1 protein-coding gene is annotated in these 1,613 nt (G+C 66.3%); it reads right to left on the bottom strand.

The window, feature by feature from the left end:
- Positions 1-1,604: IS66 family transposase (locus ASC95_RS14310; RefSeq protein ID WP_235537928.1), on the bottom strand; the 1,604-nt coding region annotated here is incomplete at its 3' end.
- Positions 1,605-1,613: the final 9 nt, after the last annotated feature.

Raw genomic sequence — 1,613 nt, forward strand, 5'->3', positions numbered from 1 at the left:
TTGAGCGCAAGGGCGTTGAGCGCAAGGGCGCCTTCTTCACGACCAGCTACGGCGGCTGAGCGTGCTGCTGGTGATGACCAGCGATGCGGCAGCAGCTCGTCGATCCGGCTGGCGGGGTGAGTCGGCAAGCGATCCAGGACGTCCTTGAAGTAGGCGTATGGGTCGTGCCCGTTGATGCGTGCCGAGTGAAGCAGGCTCATGATGGCCGCGGCGCGCTTGCCGGCCCGCAGGCTGCCGGCGAACAACCAATTGGATCTTCCGACCGCGATCGGGCGGATCTGGTTCTCGACCCAATTGTTCGAGATCGGCACGTCGCCGTCGTTCACGAAGTGCGTGAGCTCCTTCCAGCGCTTCAAGCTGTAATCGATGGCCTTGATGGTCGCGGAGCCGGGCGGCACCAACTGCCGTTGCCCGAGCAGCCACCGGTAGAACACGGCCAGAACCCGTCGTGACTTGCGCTGCCGGATCCGCCGTCGCGCGTCACTGGTGAGTTGCTCAGCCTGGCGCTCGATGCGGAACAGGGCTTGGTAGAAGCGCAGCGCTTGCTCGCCGACCTTGCTGCCATGGTTGGCCCAGAGTTCGTGGAACTTCCTGCGGCTATGGGCCATGCATTGGGCGGAGGTGACCCCCTTGTCGACACAGGCCGAGTAGCCGCTGAAGCCGTCGGTGAGGAGCGTGCCCTTCCAGGCGTTGGGCGTCTCGAGCCGAAGGAAGTCGCGCACGTTCTCGCCGCTGCGGGTCTCGCTGAACTCGAACACCACGGCCTTGACGGGGTTGGTGCTCGGTGTGCAGTACGACCAGATGTAGGCCTTGTGGGTCTTGCCGTTGCCCGGCTTGAGCATGGCTACCGGCGTCTCGTCGGCGTGGAGCACCATGTGGCGCCGGAGCTCGTCGGCCAGGGCCTGCACCAACGGCTGCAGCTGCGCGCCACAGGCGCCCACCCATTCCGCCAGCGTCGAGCGGGCAATCACGTGGCCGGCGCGCGCGAACACGGCCTCCTGCCGGTACAACGGCAAATGGTCCATGAACTTGGCCACCAGCACGTGGGCCAGCAGGCCTGTCGTCGGGATGCCCTTGTCGATCACGTGTGCCGGCACCGGCGCCTGCACGATGCACTCGCAGCACTTGCAGACCCACTTGCCACGAACATGGCGCTCGACCGTGAAGACGCCCGGCTGGTAGTCCAGCTTCTCGGCCACGTCCTCGCCGATGCGCCGCATGGCCTCGCCGCAGCCGCAGGTCGTGTCGGTCGGCTCGTGCGGCACGTCGCGACGCGGCAGGTGAGCGGGCAACTGGGCGCGCTTGGGTTGTTGCTTCTCGTCCTCGTCCTTCTTGTCGCTCTTCTTGCGATGGCGCTGCAGTTCGCCGTCGAGCTCATGGATGTCGGTGTCCAGCGTCTCCTCCAGCAGGCTTCGCTGCTCGGCCGAGAGGGTGCTGGCGAAGCGCTCGCTGGTGGCGGCGAACTTCATCCGCTTGAGGATCGCCATCTCGTGCGTGAGCTTGTCGATGAGCGCCTGCTTGAAGGCGAGCTCGGTGTCACGCTGCTGGACCTGGGCGAGCAGCGACTGCACGGCTTGCCGCGTCTGCGGGTCCAAGGCGTCCAGTTGCTGCGC

The sequence above is a fragment of the Pelomonas sp. Root1217 genome (assembly GCF_001425705.1).
GTDB lineage: Bacteria > Pseudomonadota > Gammaproteobacteria > Burkholderiales > Burkholderiaceae_C > Pelomonas.